The sequence below is a fragment of the Gammaproteobacteria bacterium genome (assembly GCA_041395445.1).
Classification (GTDB): domain Bacteria; phylum Pseudomonadota; class Gammaproteobacteria; order Xanthomonadales; family Marinicellaceae; genus NORP309.
In genome coordinates, this window is record JAWLAO010000006.1 from 1 (window position 1) to 18746 (window position 18746).

The window sequence follows — 18746 nt, forward strand, 5'->3', positions numbered from 1 at the left end:
ACCAAAGCCTCTGTACTTCGTACAGGGGCTTTTTTTATGTGTGGAATTTATCAAAACATAATTTTGTAGTTCTTTCTATACATCATTCTTATTTTGTTAGATAATCACTGTACCAAAAATTCAGTGAAATTAATGTCCAAATTTATATTTACTCTAATATTCATTTTTACTTCAACTATAAGTTTTAGCGAAGATTTATTTACTCAAGACTATATTAAGAAAGTTGAGCAATTACGAGATTTTGCAAAAACAGATAATACTGCATATAACCTTACTGAGTCCTTAACGACTGAAGTGGGTCACAGACTAGGCGGTAGTTTGAATGATAGAAAAGGGGTTAATTGGGCTGTTAATAAATTTAAAGAACTCGGTTTTGATAAAGTTTATACCGAACCGGTTACATTCAAAAGATGGGTTAGGGGATTAGAACTAGCTGAAGTCGTTTCTCCGTTTCCTCAACCATTGAAAATCACAGCACTGGGTCGGTCTTTCCCAACACCGGATGAAGGAATTACTGCTGAAATTGTTCATTTCCTAACGTTTGAAGACTTAGAAAAAGCGGAAGATTCAAAAGTCAAAGATAAAATTGTTTTTATCAGTAATAGAATGGAAAGACATAAAGATGGCAGTGGGTATGGCAAAGCAAATACAGCTCGTTATAAATCAGCCTATGTGACAGCACAAAAAGGCGGAGTTGGAACAATTATTCGCTCCATAGGTACTGATTATCATTCAAGAAACCCTCATACCGGTGCAATGATGGCTTCAATAACTGACGAATTAACTGGTGAAATTCATAATTTAACGGAGCATGAATTGGTACCCGCAGGTGCGATTTCAAATCCGGATGCAGATTTATTGGTAAACATGTTAAAACGGAATAAGCCAATAAAGATAAAAATGACATTATTATCTCATTGGGGTGAAGAGTACACATCGCAAAATGTGATTGGTGAAATTACAGGTAGAGAAAAACCGGAAGAGGTTGTTGTCATTGGCGGACATCTAGATTCCTGGGATTTAGGAACAGGCGCCATTGATGATGCTTCAGGTTGTGCCATAACAATGGCAACAGCCAAGCTAATTAAAGATGCAGGAATTAAACCATACCGAACAATCAGAGTGGTTTTGTGGGCGAATGAAGAATATGGATTGGATGGAGCCAAAGCCTACGCGCAGGCACATGAAAATGATATGCAAAACCATATAATAGCTGCTGAATCCGACTTTGGAGCAGCACCGATTTATGCATTATCTTCCGGAGTCTCAGTAGATTCTCTCGCGGTTGTTAAAATAATGGCAAAGTTGCTAGAACCGCTTGGAATTATATATGAAGGCAACACCGGCAAATATGGCCCGGATATTATTCCGTTAAAGAAAAATGGAATTGCTACAATGGGATTGAGACAAGATGGAACAAACTATTTTGATTTGCACCATACAGCTGATGATACATTTGACAAAATTGCTCCTGAAGAGATGGCACAAAATGTCGCAGCATGGATTGTTTTTGTTTCATTGGCAGCAGAATACAAAGGAAATTTTGGTTATAATCACAAATAATTATGAATCAGTTGGCCAAAGGTAGTTGTCTGTGTAAAAAAGTTCGTTTTGAAATAAAGCTCCCTACTAAATGGGTGGCACATTGTCATTGCTCCATGTGCCGTAAATTTCATGGCGCCGGTTATGTGACATGGGTTGGTGTTGAGAATAAAAATATTCGATTTACCAAGGGTGCAGATTTAATAACCTGGTATCATTCATCTAAAGAAGCACAAAGAGGAAGTTGTTCAATGTGTGGAAGTAATTTTTTATTTCAATCGCAACAATGGCCGGATGAAATGCATATTACCTTGGCAAATTTTGATACAGAGTTGGATAAAAAGCCACAAGCAAATGCTTACTTCAGTACCCACGTTGACTGGATGCCGATTGATGATGAAATAAAGAAAATCTGGAAATGAATCACTTAAAAAATTTTGAAAAAAAATACCCCGTTATTATTGATTTAAAAGTTCAATGGGGAGATATGGATGCTTTCAATCATGTGAATAACATCATGTATTTCCGTTATTTTGAATCGGCAAGAATAGCTTTCTTTGAGCAAATTGGTGATATGGAGATGAAACCGGATAAAGTCGCTCCAATTCTAGCTGAAACTAGCTGTCGTTATAAGTTTCCTTTGACTTATCCCGATACTATTAAAGTTGGTGCGAGAGTTATAGAAAATCAAGAGTTTGGATTTTTGATGGAATATGCTGTTTATAGTGAAAAGCACTCTAGAGTGACTTCCATCGGAACCGGCAGAATCGTTATGCTTGATTATACCACGCATGAGAAAGTTAAAGTTCCTGAAAAATTTCTGGCAAAAATCGCTGCAATGCAAAATACAGATATTGACTAATGTTTAAGTGGGATATATTAATTATCAATGCCAAACTGGCAACCATGAGTGATGGAGCGAACTCCTATGGAATGATTGAAAATGGAGCAGTTGCAATTGCAAGTGGAGAAATTCAATGGGTTGGCTCGTCAAAATCCCTGAATAAATTACCTGATGAGCTGGCAAAAGAAGTCATTAATGCTCATGGGAATTTATTAACTCCCGGATTGATAGATTGCCACACGCATCTGGTTTTTACCGGCAACCGCTCTGATGAATTCGAGCAAAGACTTAATGGAGTGAGTTACGAAGAAATTGCTCAGCAAGGTGGAGGTATTCTTTCAACCGTAAAATCCACTCGGGAATCCTCATTTGAAGAATTGTATCAGCAATCATTTCCCAGATTTCAGGCATTATTGAATGAAGGTGTAACAACTATCGAAATCAAATCCGGATATGGATTAAATCTTGATTCTGAAATAAAAATGCTTCAAGTGGCAAAAAAACTCGGCGAAGATTTTCAGGTTCAGGTTAAAACCACACTTCTGGCAGCTCATGCAGTTCCGTCAGAATATAAAGGAAATGCTGATGGCTATATTGATTTGATTTGTTCAGAAATCATTCCCAAAGTGGCATCGCTGAAACTAGCCGACTGTGTGGATGCTTTTTGTGAAGGTATTGGCTTTAGTTATGAACAGACAAAGAAAGTCTTCGATGCCGCAGTTCGTTGGGGACTACCTGTAAAACTCCATGCCGACCAACTCAGCGATTTAAACGGCGCCGCTTTGGTTGCCGAATTTTCTGGCTTATCCGCGGATCATGTGGAATACACCAATAGCAAAAGTGTGAAAGCAATGTCTAAATCAGGAACTGTAGCGGTATTGCTTCCTTATGCCTTTTATATCCTGAAAGAAACAAAGTTACCACCGATTGAAGATTTCCGAAAGTATAATGTTCCAATGGCAGTATCGACGGATTGCAATCCGGGAACAGCCCCAAGCAGCTCTCTGCTAACGACTATGAATAAAGCCTGTGTAGAGTTCTCATTAACACCGGTTGAAGTGTTGGCTGGAGTGACTATTCATGCAGCAATGGCGCTTGGAATCGAAGATGAAGTCGGTAGTATCGAAGTTGGGAAAAAAGCCAATTTAGTCCTCTGGAACTGTCAAAATCCGGCTGATTTATGTTATTGGCAAGGAATGAATCGCATTAAACGAATTATTAAATAAGCAGCATTAGATTTTTTTCCTTTTGGAAATTACAACTATACAGACAAGTGATTGTATCCCGTCAGCACTATGTGGACCATTTAGCCCAAATTACTAAGAGATAATTTCGGTTCATTGTAAACTCTAAACACGGGAGAAAACAATGAAAAAGAAAGAAGCAGAAAAAACCGTTAGAGACATTCGTCGCAATACACGCAGACATTTCTCAGCAGAAGACAAAATTCGGATAGTCATTGAAGGCTTACGTGGCGAAACACTTATAACAGCCTTATCTGAAGGCATTAACGCCAATCTGTATTATCGCTGGTCCAAAGACTTTCTGGAAGCAGGTAAGAAACGCCTTGCCGGTGATACTGTTCGTGAAGCCAGTACAGATGAAGTAAAACTCTGCGTGCCGAAGCACAAACACTGAAAGAAGCCTTGGCAGAAACCATTTTGGAGAACCGATTGCTAAAAAGCATGATTGGGAACTCTGGAGACGATATATGAGTTTTCAGCTTCAGAAATATGACTCATACAGTTAGTTCAGAACTCAGACCTTTCGGTTCGCAAACATTAGATCGATTATCAATAAATCGGTCCACTTTTATGGTTGGCTCAAAAGATATGAGACTGACGGTTTAGCAGGTTTGTCTGACAAACTGCTAAACTTGAGCATTTGGAACAAAATTAGCCAAGAGCATCAACAAGCCATGCTTGAAATGGCTCTAATAGACGAACTTTCTCCCAAGAACTGGCTGTTAAATACACTGAAACAAAAGAGTATTATGTTTCAGAATCAAGCATGTACAGGCTTTTGAAGTCTCAGGATCTGATTACATCCTGTTATATTCTTATGCAGGTCAGAGATAAATTCCAACAACCCAGCACAAGAGTTAATGAGCTTTGGCAAACGACTTCTATTTTAAAATCATTGGTTGGGGTTGGTACTACCTGTCCACTGTGCTGGATGATTATTCGAGGTTCATTATATCATGGCGATTGTGTACAACTATGAACGCATCTGATGTCACTGATACCCTGGATGATGCTTTGGCATTTAGCGGCTTAAATCAGGCTCATGTGGATCATAAACCGAGACTGCTCAGTATAATGGCCCATGCTACATATCCGTCCGTTGGCTGATTATTTACAACAAGAACGAATGTCTCACACTCGTGGCCGTCCTTATCATCCACAAACACAGGGCAGATTGAACGGTGGCACAGGTCAATGAAGACCAATATTGTTGGACAATTATGCCGGGTGATCTCAAAGAGCACTTCATCCCTTTGTCAGCTATTATAACACCAGAGGTATCATGAGTCTCTGGACAACAACACCAGCTGATGTCTATTATGGCAGAGGACAGCAGATACTGAAACAGAAAAATTAATTAAACAGAACACAATCGCCTTGAGGCGAAAATTACATTATGATAACTTAAACAAAATGAATCAAAGTGTCTCTTAATTTATGAGGCGGTGGTCCAAAATGATTTGACGACGTAATTATATCATGGCGATTATGCAACCATGAGTGCATCAGATGTTACAGATACACTAGATGATGCTTTGGCATTTACCGGCGATCAGGCTCATGTGGATCATAAGCCAGACTGCTCAGTGATAATAGCCCATGCTACATATCCGGTCAGTTGGCTGATTATTTAACAGAACGATGTCTCACACTCGTGGCCGTCCTTATCATCCTCAAACACAGGGCAAGATTGAACGGTGGCACAGGTCAATGAAGAACCAGATATTGTTGGACAATTATTACATGCGGGTGATCTCAAGAGACTTCATCGCTGTCAGCTATTATAACTACCAGAGATCATGAGTCTCTGGACAACTTAACCCAGCTGATGTCTATTATGGCAGAGGACCAGATACTGAAACAGAAAAATTAATTAAACAGAATACAATCGCCTTGAGGCGAAAATTACATTATGATAACTTAAACAAAATGAATCAAAGTGTCTCTTAATTTATGAGGGCTGTGGTCCAAAATGATTTGACGACGTACAGCTTCAAAAAACTAAAACAAGGAAAGTTTTTAACCCACTTAAGAATAACAGGCCTTGAAAACTCTTGGAGACTGCAAGGGTCAAGCGGTATTATTAATTCCGAATTACTTATTGAGCTCCAAAACAATTATCGTTTTAGCCCTTTTCACAATATTCTTTAGTTAATTTTTAGCTTTTTCCGAATAGCTTTTCTTAAGGGATTTTCTATTATCAAGTAGGATAAGTAAGCTATCATTATTGATGACAAAATATATATAACAAAAAAGAAAACCGGTGCATTTACAGCGTGTTCTTGCAACAGCTTACGAGTCGGTAAATGTAACAAATACAATGAATATGAAATTTTTCCAAGAAAGTCTCCTAATTTATTGGATAATATAAAATTGCGAGCAGGAATTAAGAAAAGAATTGAAACAAACATTATTCCCAGCCCAAATAATACAATAAGATCTTTCCACATTTCATGAGTAAAGCCAAAAACAGCAGTAAAAACTTTGGGGTAAAGTAAAGGAATAATAACTAGTATAACAGCATAATAATTGCTTTTATTTTTTCAGAGGTGTGCCAACTGTTATAAATCGCTCCAATGAGAACACCTAAAAGAAAATATGATAATAGCTTTGGCAACCTGAAATCAATTAGTAGACCCAGCTCGTTCTCCACTTATGACCGGATAGTCTAGATAATTTAGAAATACAAAAGCTGCAATTATCACCAACATCAGCTTTGGTGATTTTGAATATACACACCATAAAAAAACAAATAAAATATAAAAGTGTATTTCCGGAGGAATAGTCCATAAAACAGACTTTCCACTAAGCAGTAGTACATGTGATGCGACTTCCTCTAAACTGGATATATTATAAAAAACACCTTTAATATTTGTGATCTGGAAAAATAGGATACCACGACTACAATAAATAATGGTGCAACTCTTGCTAATCGTGCGACAAAGTATTTATATAATTGAGTTTTATTAAAGTTTTCTTGTAATAGAGATATGACATTAAGAATCACTTAAGACAAAAAATATCATTACACCGATTTACCCTGAACCTCTTCCTGAAAATCCTCAAAGGCATTAATTGAGCGTTCATAATGAGCAATGACAACAACCATTGCCGCAAGCCTCTTAATGAATTTAATGCTCGTATATGATCCATCTAACTACAACCAAAACACACTAATCGTACAACCTTGACAACGATCCATCAAGAAATAGTTTCATTTGTAATGTTTGGAACTAATGATGAACTTACATTCTGTATTCAAAACCCAAATCAGTTAAAATTTTAGGTTGTGTCTGTAAAGCATTGCAAATATGAAGGTATGGCACGTTTTCCTCAGTTATTGAACCATTTTCTCAAAATGCATTTAAAAAAATAATCACCAAAGAAAAAACCTTAAATCATTCAAAACCTGGGGTTTATTACACATGTATCCCGTCAGCACTATGTGGACCATTTAGCCCAAATTACTAAGAGATAGTTTTGGTTCATTGTAAACTCTAAACACAGGAGAAAACGAAAAAGAAAGAAGCGAAAAAACCGTTAGAGGCATTCGTCGCAATACACGCAGACGCTTCTCGGCAGAAGACAAAATCCGGATAGTCATTGAAGGCTTACGTGGCGGACACTATAACGTTATCTTGCTGAAGGCATTAACGCCAATCTGTATTATCGCTGGTCAAAGACTTTCTGGAAGCAGGTAAGAAACGCCTTGCCGGTGATACTGTTCGTGAAGCCAGTACAGATGAAGTCAAACTCTGCGTGCCGAAGCACAAACACTGAAAGAAGCCTTGGAGAAACCATTTTGGAGAACCGATTGCTAAAAAAGCATGATTGGGAACTCTGGAGACGATATATGAGGTTTTCAGCTTCAGAGAAATGAGCTCATACAGTTAGTTCAGAACTCAGACCTTTCGGTTCGCCAAACATTAGATCGATTATCAATAAATCGGTCACTTTTATGGTTGGCTCAAAAGATGAGACTGACGGTTTAGCAGGTTTGTCTGACAAACCTGCTAAACAAGAGCACATTGAACAAAATTAGCCAAGAGCATCAACAAGCCATGCTTGAAATGGCTCTGAATGAGACAGAACTTTCTCCCAGAGAACTGGCTGTTAAATACACTGAAACAAAAAGAGTATGTTTCAGAATCAAGCATGTACAGGCTTTTGAAGTCTCAGGATCTGATTACATCCCTGCTTATATTCTTATGCAGGTCAGAGATAAATTCCAACAACCCAGCACAAGAGTTAATGAGCTTTGGCAAACAGACTTTACCTATTTTAAAATCATTGGTTGGGGTTAGTGCTACCCTGTCACTGTGCTGGATGATTATTCGAGGTTCATTATATCATGGCGATTATGCACAACCATGAGTGCATCAGATGTTACAGATACACTAGATGATGCTTTGGCATTTACCGGCTGAATCGGGCTCATGTGGATCATAAACCGAGACTGCTCAGTGATAATGGCCCATGCTACATATCCGGTCCAGTTGGCTGATTATTTACAACAAGAACGAATGTCTCCACTCGTGGCCGTCCTTATCATCCTCAAACACAGGGCAAGATTGAACGGTGGCACAGGTCAATGAAGAACCAGATATTGTTGGACAATTATTACATGCCGGGTGATCTCAAAGAGCAGCTTCATCGCTTTGTCAGCTATTATAACTACCAGAGGTATCATGAGTCTCTGGACAACTTAACACCAGCTGATGTCTATTATGGCAGAGGACAGCAGATACTGAGCAGAGAAAATTAATTAAACAGAATACAATCGCCTTGAGGCGAAAATTACATTATGATAGCTTAAACAAAATGAATCAAAGTGTCTCTTAATTTATGAGGGCCGTGGTCTAAAATGATTTGATGACGTACAGGTAACACGTGAGTCTTTTCTTGGCAGAGGTTCTCCATATTTTGGAAATAGTAGCGCATTATCAATTACAGTACCTGTCGAGGGTTTGGTCCCAACTTTTACAGGAAGTCGCAAGGATAATGCGTTTACTATGCGTGCCGGTATCAGTTATTCTCCGGTGGATGAGCATAATTTTTATGCGACCTATAGTGAAGGATTTAAAGGCGGAGGATTTGATCCAAGGGGAGCTTATCAGTATCCTGAAGTCCAACGCGGATATGAACCAGAAGAAGTTTCTTCACTTGAATTTGGTGCAAAATCTGTGTGGAAGGATGGTCGAGTTTCTACCAATTTTGCCTTGTTCTTTATGGATTTCACCAATGTCCAAATTCCCGGTTCAATTCCAATTGATACAGATAATGATGGAGTCAACGATAGTTTTGCAGGAACGACAACAAACGCCGGTAAGGCCGATATCTGGGGAGCAGAGTTAGAGTCTGTCGCTCAGTTATCTGATTCGATGTCAGCAAATTTTTCTTTGGGATATATCAATGCCGATTATGTTGAATGGATGGTTAATGGAACTGATGTTTCCGATGATCGCGTTTTCCAAAATACTCCTGAGTGGACTGCGAGTCTCAGTTTAAGAAACGAATGGGACATGTCTTTGTTCAGTAAGTCAGGAACATTGGTTTGGACTGGTAGTATTGCCTATCAGGATGATGTTTATCAATTTGAGATTCCTGATCCTTTGCTTGATCAGAAAGCATATTCATTGGTTGACTCCAGTCTGATTTGGACTGAAGAAAGTGGAAAATAGAAATCGGTCTTCATGGTAAAAATCTGACAGATAAAGAATATAAAGTAGCATCTTACGACTTTCCAACTTTGGGTTTGGAGGGTGTTAAATCAGCTTTCTACGGAAACCCAAGGCAGTTTATTGCCAGTTTTAGTTATAACTTCAAATAATTAATTTAAGTCTCGACTCTTTTTTGAGTATATTTAGCCAGCAATCTTTCTCGATTTTAGATTGCTGGTTCTTTTTTTGGATTTAATGAAACAGATTGAAATATGAAAAATACAATCGTTATAAGTGGCGGAGCAAGCGGAATAGGCTTGGCCGCGGTGAAAAAATTTCTAACTAAAGGATTCAATGTTTTTGTTCTTGATAATAACCAAGTGCTACTTGAAGAACTGGAATCTTCACAAATTGCATATATTGACAGTTTAAAAACAAAACATTGCGATATTACCAACTCTCAAGATGTTTCTAATGCAATGGATGAATGTATAAGAACCTTTGGTTCTATCAATGCCGTACTGCCGGCGGCAGGCATTGTCAGTGATTCTCTATTCATCAAAGTAGATAGAGAGACTAATAAAGTTAAAAGCTGTATGTCTGAAGAACAGTTCCGAAAAGTGGTTGATGTCAATTTGACCGGAACATTCAATACGATTCAGCAAGCAGCAATTCGTATGATAAATAATAACTCAGAAGGAGTGATTTATTTGGTTTCATCAATTAATCACACCGGACAATTGGGTCAGTTGAATTACTGTTCCACAAAGCACGCATTGGCACAATGGCCTAAAATTCTTGTTGGTGAATTTCATAAGCAAAATATCAACAATATTAGAGTTGTGAGTATTTCACCGGGTTATGTTGAAACACCTATTCTTGATAAAATAAGACCGGAAATTAAACAGGCAATCATTGATGACATTGCCGCAAAGAGATTAATTACTAGAGAAGAAATCGTAGAGACTCTTTGGTTTATCTGGAAAAACAAGGCAATCAATGCAACAAATATTGAAGTGAGTGGAGGTCAGATTCAACGTGGAGTCTGCAAGTAAATAATCTGATATTTTTTCAGTTGTTAGTTCACTGAAACTATCTTTCTCGTTATCATACTTGAGTTTATCAAATTCAAGGTTAAGTGAGTTACTTCAGTATTGAACAAAAGCAGGAATTTATAGCTGCTCTTAATCAAATTATGCCCTATGGCAAATACAAAGGTCACAGGCTTTATCAGCTTCCCGGACATTATCTGGCTTGGTTTAACCGGCAAGGATTTCCAAGTAACAAATTAGGGCGACAATTAGCGTTAGTTTTTGAATTGGATCACAATGCTCTTAAACATCTTTTTGTGAAGTATTTTGAAAGGGATTGATATTCTTTGTGTGTTCGTAAGAAATTATGGATAATAAAACAATGAATAAGGGTTTAAGACAAAAACTGATGATTGCTTTGGGATGGTTTTTCGTCCTGCTTGGTGCTATCGGAGCTGTGTTACCTTTGATGCCGACAACAGTTTTTTTAATCATTGCTTTGGGAATATTTTCCAAATGTTCGCCCCGATTTCATAAAATGTTACTGGAAAATAAATGGTTCGGTCCCGGACTTCGTCAATGGGAAGAAACCAAAACCATTTCACGATCCTCCAAGAAAAAAGCGACATGGGTCATAGCGATTACCTTTGCGGCATCAATTGCTGTTTTGTATCAAAGAATCGGTTTGCAGATAATGCTGGTTGTAATTGCGGGTATTTTACTGACCATTATTTGGAGATTAAAAGAATCATGAGAAAAATCGTTATCCTGACAATGAATGCACCTGATGATTTTGTGATTTATGACAAATTGTTAGATGAGCCATTTTCAAAGTCCGGTTGGCAGACTTTTCATATTCCATGGACTCAGAGAAATGTTAGCTGGGAGGATTATGAAGCTGTGGTTATTCGTTCGACTTGGGATTATCAGGAGCGTGCAGATGAATTTATGCAAGTCCTGAAGAATATTGAACAATCAGGAGTTCCGCTATATAATTCTTATGCCATTGCAAAATGGAATATCAATAAAAATTACCTGAGAGAAGTAGAAGGTAAAGGTGCTGAAATTATCCCGACAATCTGGCTTGAAAAATTTCAGTTTGAAAAAATTCCTGAATATTTTGAAAAGTTTAAAACCAATCAAATTATTATTAAACCAACAATCAGTGCGAATTCAGATAATACATTTTGGCTGAAGAAAGATAATTACTTAACGTATAAAGACCTACTCAATCAGAGTTTAAAGAATCGTCAATTGATGGTACAACCGTTTGTTCCGGCAATTATTGAAGATGGGGAATATTCGCTTTTTTACTTTGCCGGCGAGTACAGCCATTGCATTCTTAAAACGCCGAAACAAGGTGATTTCAGAGTTCAGGAAGAACATGGTGGAATTTTACAAAGCATTCAACCTTGTAAAGAATTGTTGACAGCCGGTCAGAAAGCTTTACAAACCATTCCTGAAGAAGTGCTTTACGCAAGAGTGGACTTGGTCGATTTTCAAGGAACTTACAAAATAATGGAGATTGAATTAATTGAACCGTCACTATATTTTAATCTGGATGAAAGTGCTCCACAGAGGTTTGTCGATGCTTTTTTAAGTTGGGTGCAGACTCATTAGTTCTCATATTGAAATTTTAATCCCCAAGCCTGAAATTTTCAGTTTTCAAGCGTGCTATGATTTTCTTGATAGAGGTTTCAAAGAGTGCTTGTATCAAGTTAATGACAATAAAATCACTCGTTTGATTCGTTTAAAATCCGGGCCAGCTATGATTGAAGTATCAGATTATAGTGATTCACTTGTGGTTAAGGTTTTCAAAGATTGTTTATCTGTTTCTGATGACGAGGAATTAACTAGCTATGTTACTCAATGGTTTGATTTAGAACGTGATTTATCAGAGTTCTACCGGTTATTGGAAAAGACACCGGAAACAAGACATTTTTCTCAAGAGTATCATGGTTTGAGATTGATGGGGATTGTGGATTTATTTGAAGTTCTTTGTTGGTGTGTGATTGGTCAGCAAATCAATTTGACCTTTGCACATAAAATCAAAACACGATTGGTTCATTCACTTGGAGATTGTGTTAATCACGACCAAAACACCTACTATTGTTTTCCTGAGCCTGAAAAAATTATCTCAGCTGATAGTTCCATGCTGGCTGAAATGCAGCTTTCTAAACAAAAAATATCTTATCTCAAAAATATTTCCGGAGCATTTGTTTCCGGAGCTTTAGATAAGCAAAAGCTACTGAATCAGAGCTCAGAACAACAACTTTTACAAATGCAAACTATAAAAGGAATTGGTAAGTGGACATCCAATTACGCAGCGATGAAATGCTTAAGAAATATGAATTGCATCGCGTATGGGGATACTGGCTTAAGTGCGGTATTGCATAAGTATTTTAGCACTGAAAAAAAGCCAAATATTGTCACAATTGACGAAATATTTAGACCATTTGAAGGATGGAAGTCCTATTTCAACTTCTATCTTTGGAAATCATTGGGCTAACTTTGTTGCTTTAAATATATTCAAGTAAAATGACTCCACATCTTAAAAATACTAAAAATAAAAATGTCATTTATAACATGGAAAGATGTGCTGAGTACAGGTATCAAAGAGATTGATGAGCAACATAAAGATATTGTGGAGTCAATCAATGAATTCTATGATTTATCAAATAAATCCGGCGTTCAAAAAGAAGATTTGATAGAAGCATTTAACAAGGTTATTGATCACACGATAGCGCATTTTACTTACGAAGAAGAATTGCTTGAAAAACAAAGTATTAGAGAAAAAGACATTCATGCTGAAGCTCATGAAAAATTCATCAATAATATTTTCAAATTGAAAGATGATTTTGAACAAAACGGCTCTTTAATAGATGAGGTTTTCACCTTGTTGCATGATTGGTTGTTTGTTCATATCTTGCACGAAAGCAGGATTTTCACTGCGAAAATCACACAAAAGTAATTTTATTTACTTATATGCAGCCTGAAAACATGCTGGAATTCAAGTCTGAGATATTCCAGCTTGGCATTGTTTGATTTGCACATTTCTCGACAAATATAGAGTCCTAATCCTGTCCCTTGAGTATGTGTTGTGAAGAAAGGAATAAACAAAGATTCTTCAACAATAGGTTCCAGTTTGTCGCCATTATTTTTTACATCGATTAAAACATAATCAGCTAAATTGCTAATAGTTATGGTTACATTTCCATCGCTTCCGTGCTTAATAGCATTATTTGTGAGATTCCATAGAATCTGATTGAGATGATTGCTATCAAAATGAACTGATAGCTTTTTGTCGATTGGTTCAATTACGATACCGAAAACATTATCTTTTTGTTCTTTGTTGATGAAGTCTTGCTTGAATTTATTTAAAAAATCAAATAAAACAATTTTGGAAGTTTGCGGAATGTGGGGCTTGGACATTAATAAGATGTCTTCAATAATCTGATTGGAGCGCTCAATGTGTTTACTGATGATTGCAGCTAAACTTTTATCACTCTCGTCGAGATTTTCAGACTCTTGTAATAGTTGAGCCGCTGAGTAGATTGAAGCCATTGGATTTCGTAACTCATGGGCGACAGTTGCTGATAATTGTCCAATCGTTGCCAGATTGCTTTGTTGGGATTTTTCATTGATTTGTCGTTGTGTCTCGAGAAAAAGCAAACTCAAATCCGATTGCCCCACGGCTCTTTCGACATGATAAATAATATCTTCTCCCCGAATAACCATGTTTCTGGATTGAGTGTCACGAGCTGCAATAATTTTTTTTATAATATAAGTCGGCAAAAGACTTTTTCGGGAAATTTTGGTAATTTCCTGTGCTTTGTTATTAATGAGAACAACCTGATAATCTTTATCAAAAGCAATAACACCATAGTGCAATTGGTCGATAACCTGTTTGCTCAACAGTGATAAATCAATGATTTTCTTTTTTTGACTTTGTGTGATGAGTAAAGTCTGGTGGTAATTCTGAGATTGTCTGATTCCTACTAATGCAATGGCGAAATATATGAGTGAATAAAGAAGAATCGAAGATGACGGAAAACTTTGCACATCTGAAAGAAGCAATTTAGATAAGGACCACAATAAAATCGAGGCAGCAATTGGCATTGCCAAAATGGCATAAGGTCTGCGACTGAGCATCGCAAATGAGCCAATGGTAATAACAGGCAATATTGCCCAGCCGGCATGAACTCCATCGAATAATAGGGTCAATAAAATAATTACAGGCAAATCAATCGCCAGAGCAATCAAGCCTATGAGTATGTTTTTTTTCTTAAAATACGATGATGCAACCCAAACCAGAACGGAATAAATAAAGAAAAAGCCGACAAGAAACTGAGTTAAACTATTTTTTTGGATATAAGATAATCCGACAAGGCTGTCAGCTTTGTTGAAGTAAACAAATAGAAAAAAAACACCCAACAGCAACCTGAACAGATTGAGGTAGCGGATACTGTTCAGGTCGTTTTTTAAGTTTCGTGTCGGTTTAATTTCCATGCTGTGAGTATGTTAAAACACTTTGTTTGAATTTTTTACTCCAAAGCGTTTTGCCATCGGCATCGAAAGACTCAATGGTGATGTTCCTATCTTTGCGAGGACCATCAAAACTGAGTTTGCAAAAGTTTTTCTGTCCGACGAGCGTATCCTGAACTAAGATTGGCTTTTCTCTTTCTGAATCAATGTATTTTTCATGAGTTCCGGCTGTAAATGGAGAGCAAGTTAGTTCGTATAGAGGGTAAGCATTCTCACGAGGAATTTTAAGAAGTTCTGTATGATGTTTATCGCCACTGAGGAAAATAACACCTTCAATTTTGGTTTCGTCAAGCCATTTTAAAAAACTATCACGTTCATAACGATATTTATCCCAGCCTTCCCAACGATGATAATCGTTAAGCATTTGACTCCCACCAACAATGACTTTGAAAGGTTGTCTGGACGCAACAAGCTGGTTTTTTAACCATAGCATTTGTTCCGGTCCAAACATTTGTTTTTCAGGCCCATCCGGAAAATTCTCATTGCTTTTGTGATATCTTCCGTCCATGAGGAAAAAATCCACATCGTTGTATCGGACTTTTGTAAATATTCCATCTGCTTCCGGCATGCCATAGCTGGGATTTGCCCAAATATTTTTGAAAATATCCAATGCTTTTTCTTTAAAAATGAAATAACTACCACTGTTATCCGGTCCAAAATCATGATCATCCCAAATCGCATAGTTGGAGAATTTCTGATAAATCGGCTGTAGAAAATCACGCCCGTGATCCTTGCTGGCACGATAAATTAAATTTTGTTCGGCATCAAAATCAACTTCGCGATAATACCAATTGTCGCCAAGCCACAACATCATTTCTGCATCTTGCTTGGCGATGGCATCAAAAATTTCATAGCCTCCGCCGTAAGGTGTTCCTGCGCGGTCATGAGCTTCTTCATTTTCAAAATTACAAGAACCGGTCAGTACGGAAAATGCAGGCGGATCAGTTCTCCACATCCATAATTGTTGAGTTGTAAAACTGTAAGTTTCTTTTTTTTCCGGAAAAGCCTTTCCATCGACGATAATTTGATAATCATAACTCAATCCGGGTTCCAAATTATCCAGTTTAAATGTATGCATATTGTAAGTTTCTTTGGATGTTTTTGCTGAAACAACGTATGAGTTTTTAGCATCATCTTTTTGCCAGTATTTGATTTTTACAACTGTCGGCTCATTGGTCTCTATCCAAATATTTGCACCTCTCAAAGCAGTGTGACCAAGCATCGGCCCGGATTTTAAAGTGGCAGCGGAAAGCGTTCCGCTGATTATGATAAGAAGAATTGATAAATATTTCATTTTGGGCTATTTCTAATTATGTTTAAAGCCAGAAATTGTAGCAGAGTATAGAGACTTTTCATATTGACAAATGTTATTCATCAATAAAATAATTCGAGCAAATTAGCAACCGTAAGGGGTATTTCGCCATGAATGTAACGAAATCTTAACAAAATACTTTTAGACTGCCCGACTGTATGCGAAAATACGACGGTTGTTTCTGTGGGTGAGAACTTACAGGATGATAATTTGATAAATAACTTAACTTAAAGGTGCTTTAGAAATGAAAAATATTAAGCGATTTAACTGGCTGGTTGCTTCACTGTTAGTGAGCATGTTGGCTGTTAGCGTTTCTTTTGCTCAGGACACAGCTTCTGCGATTCGCGGTACTGTGACTGATTCCAGCGGAAATGCTATCTCAGGTGCGACTGTGACAGTCAAACATGAGTCAACAGGCGCAACTAAAACTTTGACAACCAATGCAAGTGGTAACTACCAAGCGCGTGGTTTGCGTGTGGGTGGTCCATACACTGTATCAATCAGCAGTGATGGTTATAACAGCGGTAAGCAAGAAGATGTTTATATCGTATTGGGTGAAACCAAAGATGTGAATGTAACTCTGGCAGCTGACGATCAAAAATGTTGAAGAAGTGGTTGTATTTGGTACAGCTGCACAAACAATTTTCAGTGCAGACACAATGGGTTCAGGTACAGCTATTGGTACTGAACTCTTGAAAATGCTCCAACTATTTCTAGAGATGTTCAAGATTTCTAAGGTTGGATTCAAGAATTAACTTGAGAGAAAATGGTGGTTTTTCGGTTTCTGGTGTGAATAATCGCTCAAATAAATTTTCAATTGACGGAGTAAAATCAGATGATCCATTTGGTTTAGAAGCGAGTGGTTTTGCTGGTTTTGGTCAACCCCTTTAACTTAGACACAATTGAACAGTTGAATGTTGAAATGTCTCCATATGATGTGGCATTGTCAAACTTTACTGGTGTAAATATCAATGGTGTCACAAAGAGTGGAACAAACGAGTTTACTGGTTCTTGAATTATCAGTATGGTAATGAGGGATTAACTCGAGATTTGGATGAATTTACTAATACACAATTATGCAACATTTGGCGGTCCGATTATTAAAGATAAATTGTTCTTTTTTATAGGTTATGAAGATACTTCAAGAACGGAAATTCCCGTTTAGTAGAGTATCATCAGCAGAGGTTCAAAGTGTAATCGATGCAGCCAGAGATGTTTATGGTTTGGATATTGGTACAACAAATGCACCTGGAGAGTTGGATGATACTAAAGAAAATCTTTTAGTTAAACTAGACTGGATTATTAATGAAAATCATAGATTGGCATTTAAGTATAATACCAATGAAGATAATAACCCAATATTACCTGACTATGATTCTGATGAGTATTCTTTGAGTTCACATTGGTATGTAAATCATTTTGAAACAGAGACTTATGCTATTAATTTATATAGTGACTGGAGTGATAGCTTTAATACCGAACTAAGATTATCAACTTCTCAATTTGATAAAACCCAATAGGTATCAATGGCCCATTGTCTAATTTAGCAGCAGTTGAAATTGAGGTTTTGGTACTGGGCGTGATCAAATTCACTATGGTAGAGAAATATATAGACACTCAAACTCACTTGCAACAACTACAGATAACTTCTATTTAGAAGGAAACTATTTCGTTGGAGATCACACAATTAAAGCAGGTGTAGACATTCAGGATATGGATATTTTTAATGTATTTAATGCCATAGCATTAGATACTATACTTTTAGTAGTTTAGATGATTATATTCAAGGAGACATAAATGAATTCCAAGTTACAGAATTGGTACAGATCCTGCAAATCCTTACCCAGCAGCAGACTGGGCTTGGAGAAATACAGGTTTGTTCATTCAAGATACTTGGTTAGTAAATGACAAGTTAACAGTTCAGTATGGACTTCGTTGGGATAAACCCTTCAACTGATGATGAGCCTTCTTTGAATCAAACTTTTCTTGATGCTTTTGGTTATCCTAATAATAGTGTTATTGATTCAGGTGTGTTACAACCAAGAATAGGCTTCAATTGCGATATGAGCGATGAGTATGCGATGCAATTGCGTGGTGGTGTAGGTATTTTCTCAGGTGGTTCACCAAATGTATGGTTGTCTAATCCATATACCAATCCTGGAGATAATGTAAATAATTATCGTATATTTGGTTATAGTGGAGATTATATTCTGATGGATATAGTCAAATTGAACCAACTGGTAACCAACAAATGGAAGTTAATTTGTTATCTGAAGGATTTAAACTACCTACAGTCTTGAAATCTAACATTGCTTTAGATGCAGAATTACCATGGTATGGTTTACAGGCAACAGTTGAATATGAATATACTAAACAAAAAGATGGTATTTTTTATACAAATGAGAATCTAGGAGATCCAACTGGTGTATTTGCAGATGGAAGGGTTTCTTATTATGAAGATCCTCTGGATTATGTCAGGCAGGCTTGCTAATAGTGATCCAAGGTTTGCCGGAGTGTATTTGCTTTCAAATTCTGGTAAAGGCAATACTAAACGTGCGACCGTTAGTT

The 18746-nt window shown here is 37.2% G+C and carries 20 protein-coding genes and 2 pseudogenes; 20 read left to right on the forward strand and 2 right to left on the reverse strand.

Annotation, left to right across the window (positions count from 1 at the left end):
• Nucleotides 1–132 precede the first annotated feature (132 nt).
• The 15 genes and pseudogenes from R3F25_10235 (at nucleotide 133) to R3F25_10305 (ending at nucleotide 13292) form a co-directional block, all read left to right on the forward strand.
• The gene (locus R3F25_10235; GenBank protein MEZ5497183.1) at nucleotides 133–1563 is read left to right on the forward strand and encodes a M20/M25/M40 family metallo-hydrolase; all 1431 of its coding nucleotides are present in this window, start codon (nucleotides 133–135) and stop codon (nucleotides 1561–1563) included.
• Nucleotides 1564–1565: 2 nt separating this feature from the next.
• A complete protein-coding gene (locus R3F25_10240) occupies nucleotides 1566–1964 on the forward strand; it encodes a GFA family protein (GenBank protein ID MEZ5497184.1) in 399 nt (132 codons plus the stop codon).
• Complete coding sequence (locus tag R3F25_10245) at nucleotides 1961–2404, forward strand: thioesterase family protein (GenBank protein ID MEZ5497185.1); 444 nt, start codon at nucleotides 1961–1963, stop codon at nucleotides 2402–2404. Before R3F25_10240 ends, R3F25_10245 begins: the two co-directional genes overlap by 4 nt.
• Nucleotides 2404–3612 carry an imidazolonepropionase gene (gene hutI / locus R3F25_10250; GenBank protein MEZ5497186.1) on the forward strand — a complete coding sequence of 403 codons (1209 nt, stop codon included), beginning with the start codon at nucleotides 2404–2406 and terminating at the stop codon, nucleotides 3610–3612. The genes R3F25_10245 and hutI overlap by 1 nt, the downstream gene beginning before the upstream one ends.
• Nucleotides 3613–3754: 142 nt before the next feature.
• A pseudogene (locus R3F25_10255) lies at nucleotides 3755–4068 on the forward strand (transposase).
• A 429-nt stretch (nucleotides 4069–4497) separates the two neighbouring features.
• A complete protein-coding gene (locus R3F25_10260) occupies nucleotides 4498–4737 on the forward strand; it encodes a DDE-type integrase/transposase/recombinase (GenBank protein ID MEZ5497187.1) in 240 nt (79 codons plus the stop codon).
• A 389-nt stretch (nucleotides 4738–5126) separates the two neighbouring features.
• Complete coding sequence (locus R3F25_10265) at nucleotides 5127–5264, forward strand: hypothetical protein (GenBank protein ID MEZ5497188.1); 138 nt, start codon at nucleotides 5127–5129, stop codon at nucleotides 5262–5264.
• Between the two features lie 1914 nt (nucleotides 5265–7178).
• Nucleotides 7179–8472: pseudogene (locus R3F25_10270) on the forward strand (IS3 family transposase).
• 125 nt (nucleotides 8473–8597) lie between these two features.
• On the forward strand, nucleotides 8598–9311 hold the full coding sequence (locus R3F25_10275; protein ID MEZ5497189.1) for a TonB-dependent receptor: 714 nt from the start codon (nucleotides 8598–8600) through the stop codon (nucleotides 9309–9311).
• Between the two features lie 251 nt (nucleotides 9312–9562).
• The gene (locus R3F25_10280) at nucleotides 9563–10345 is read left to right on the forward strand and encodes an SDR family NAD(P)-dependent oxidoreductase (protein MEZ5497190.1); all 783 of its coding nucleotides are present in this window, start codon (nucleotides 9563–9565) and stop codon (nucleotides 10343–10345) included.
• An 83-nt stretch (nucleotides 10346–10428) separates the two neighbouring features.
• Nucleotides 10429–10662 (forward strand): DUF3820 family protein, encoded by a 234-nt coding sequence (locus R3F25_10285; protein ID MEZ5497191.1) that lies wholly within the window; start codon nucleotides 10429–10431, stop codon nucleotides 10660–10662.
• A gap of 26 nt (nucleotides 10663–10688) precedes the next feature.
• A complete protein-coding gene (locus R3F25_10290) occupies nucleotides 10689–11075 on the forward strand; it encodes a YbaN family protein (protein ID MEZ5497192.1) in 387 nt (128 codons plus the stop codon).
• Nucleotides 11072–11941 (forward strand): hypothetical protein, encoded by an 870-nt coding sequence (locus R3F25_10295; protein ID MEZ5497193.1) that lies wholly within the window; start codon nucleotides 11072–11074, stop codon nucleotides 11939–11941. Before R3F25_10290 ends, R3F25_10295 begins: the two co-directional genes overlap by 4 nt.
• Nucleotides 11942–12029: 88 nt before the next feature.
• Entirely contained in the window at nucleotides 12030–12830 is an 801-nt protein-coding gene (locus tag R3F25_10300) for a DNA glycosylase (GenBank protein ID MEZ5497194.1), read from the forward strand.
• Nucleotides 12831–12893: 63 nt separating this feature from the next.
• The gene (locus tag R3F25_10305; GenBank protein MEZ5497195.1) at nucleotides 12894–13292 is read left to right on the forward strand and encodes a bacteriohemerythrin; all 399 of its coding nucleotides are present in this window, start codon (nucleotides 12894–12896) and stop codon (nucleotides 13290–13292) included.
• Between the two features lie 2 nt (nucleotides 13293–13294).
• Here the strand turns inward: R3F25_10305 and R3F25_10310 are convergent, their stop codons facing one another.
• Together R3F25_10310 and R3F25_10315 are read right to left on the reverse strand one after the other, a co-directional pair.
• The gene (locus R3F25_10310; protein MEZ5497196.1) at nucleotides 13295–14830 is read right to left on the reverse strand and encodes a histidine kinase dimerization/phospho-acceptor domain-containing protein; all 1536 of its coding nucleotides are present in this window, start codon (nucleotides 14828–14830) and stop codon (nucleotides 13295–13297) included.
• Nucleotides 14820–16160, reverse strand: coding sequence for an alkaline phosphatase D family protein (locus R3F25_10315; GenBank protein MEZ5497197.1), 1341 nt, complete (start codon nucleotides 16158–16160; stop codon nucleotides 14820–14822). The genes R3F25_10310 and R3F25_10315 overlap by 11 nt, the downstream gene beginning before the upstream one ends.
• 262 nt (nucleotides 16161–16422) lie before the next feature.
• Between R3F25_10315 and R3F25_10320 the strand changes: the two genes are divergently transcribed.
• The 5 genes from R3F25_10320 (at nucleotide 16423) to R3F25_10340 (ending at nucleotide 18669) form a co-directional block, all read left to right on the forward strand.
• Nucleotides 16423–16785 carry a carboxypeptidase-like regulatory domain-containing protein gene (locus tag R3F25_10320; GenBank protein MEZ5497198.1) on the forward strand — a complete coding sequence of 121 codons (363 nt, stop codon included), beginning with the start codon at nucleotides 16423–16425 and terminating at the stop codon, nucleotides 16783–16785.
• A gap of 149 nt (nucleotides 16786–16934) precedes the next feature.
• Nucleotides 16935–17069 (forward strand): hypothetical protein, encoded by a 135-nt coding sequence (locus R3F25_10325; GenBank protein MEZ5497199.1) that lies wholly within the window; start codon nucleotides 16935–16937, stop codon nucleotides 17067–17069.
• Between the two features lie 239 nt (nucleotides 17070–17308).
• On the forward strand, nucleotides 17309–17698 hold the full coding sequence (locus tag R3F25_10330; protein ID MEZ5497200.1) for a hypothetical protein: 390 nt from the start codon (nucleotides 17309–17311) through the stop codon (nucleotides 17696–17698).
• 405 nt (nucleotides 17699–18103) lie between these two features.
• Nucleotides 18104–18478, forward strand: a complete 375-nt coding sequence (locus tag R3F25_10335; protein ID MEZ5497201.1) for a hypothetical protein — start codon at nucleotides 18104–18106, stop codon at nucleotides 18476–18478.
• Nucleotides 18475–18669: a hypothetical protein gene (locus R3F25_10340; GenBank protein ID MEZ5497202.1), complete on the forward strand. Its 195-nt coding sequence runs from the start codon at nucleotides 18475–18477 to the stop codon at nucleotides 18667–18669. Before R3F25_10335 ends, R3F25_10340 begins: the two co-directional genes overlap by 4 nt.
• Nucleotides 18670–18746 lie beyond the last annotated feature (77 nt).

Bases quoted from the DNA above. Each gene is read 5' to 3' on its own strand.
- R3F25_10240 (MEZ5497184.1), top strand. From the start codon at position 1,566: ATGAATCAGTTGGCCAAAGGTAGTTGTCTGTGTAAAAAAGTTCGTTTT.
- R3F25_10295 (MEZ5497193.1), top strand. From the start codon at position 11,072: ATGAGAAAAATCGTTATCCTGACAATGAATGCACCTGATGATTTTGTG.
- R3F25_10320 (MEZ5497198.1), top strand. From the start codon at position 16,423: ATGAAAAATATTAAGCGATTTAACTGGCTGGTTGCTTCACTGTTAGTG.
- R3F25_10305 (MEZ5497195.1), top strand. From the start codon at position 12,894: ATGTCATTTATAACATGGAAAGATGTGCTGAGTACAGGTATCAAAGAG.
- R3F25_10245 (MEZ5497185.1), top strand. From the start codon at position 1,961: ATGAATCACTTAAAAAATTTTGAAAAAAAATACCCCGTTATTATTGAT.
- R3F25_10335 (MEZ5497201.1), top strand. From the start codon at position 18,104: ATGGACTTCGTTGGGATAAACCCTTCAACTGATGATGAGCCTTCTTTG.
- hutI (MEZ5497186.1), top strand. From the start codon at position 2,404: ATGTTTAAGTGGGATATATTAATTATCAATGCCAAACTGGCAACCATG.
- R3F25_10280 (MEZ5497190.1), top strand. From the start codon at position 9,563: ATGAAAAATACAATCGTTATAAGTGGCGGAGCAAGCGGAATAGGCTTG.
- R3F25_10330 (MEZ5497200.1), top strand. From the start codon at position 17,309: ATGAAGATACTTCAAGAACGGAAATTCCCGTTTAGTAGAGTATCATCA.
- R3F25_10235 (MEZ5497183.1), top strand. From the start codon at position 133: ATGTCCAAATTTATATTTACTCTAATATTCATTTTTACTTCAACTATA.
- R3F25_10310 (MEZ5497196.1), bottom strand. From the start codon at position 14,830: ATGGAAATTAAACCGACACGAAACTTAAAAAACGACCTGAACAGTATC.
- R3F25_10265 (MEZ5497188.1), top strand. From the start codon at position 5,127: ATGAGTGCATCAGATGTTACAGATACACTAGATGATGCTTTGGCATTT.
- R3F25_10290 (MEZ5497192.1), top strand. From the start codon at position 10,689: ATGGATAATAAAACAATGAATAAGGGTTTAAGACAAAAACTGATGATT.
- R3F25_10315 (MEZ5497197.1), bottom strand. From the start codon at position 16,160: ATGAAATATTTATCAATTCTTCTTATCATAATCAGCGGAACGCTTTCC.